The 303-nt window shown below is 54.8% G+C and carries 1 protein-coding gene; it reads left to right on the top strand.

The window, feature by feature from the left end; genetic code table 11:
* Nucleotides 1–7: 7 nt before the first annotated feature.
* A partial coding sequence (locus B3520_RS17550) for an AHH domain-containing protein (protein ID WP_414673888.1) occupies nt 8–303 on the top strand: 296 nt, incomplete at its 3' end.

Below are 303 nucleotides of genomic sequence, written 5' to 3'. Positions count from 1 at the left end.
GCAGCTCATGAATGAGAGTCACGACTGTAAGCGCCTGGCTCGCCATATGACGGCGAGTGGGGACCCGAGGCCCAGCCAGAAGTGTGACTGCCATGCCATTATCGCTGGTAAGGACCCCAGATCGGTGCCTTTACGGGCGGTTATGGCTTGGGTGAAGATGAGGATTGATTTCCCGTTGAACGGGGCTTGGCTTCCTCACAACACCGCTGCAAAGCCCCATATGCCCAAACACTTGAGTCAGGCGGTCCCCCATAGCAGAATTCACCGGAATGGCTATTACCTGTCTAACGTCAATTACTTTGT

The sequence above is a fragment of the Marinimicrobium sp. UBA4509 genome (genome assembly GCF_002388575.1).
Classification (GTDB): Bacteria; Pseudomonadota; Gammaproteobacteria; order Pseudomonadales; family Cellvibrionaceae; genus Marinimicrobium; species Marinimicrobium koreense.
This window is presented reverse-complemented; position numbering and strand designations above follow the sequence as displayed.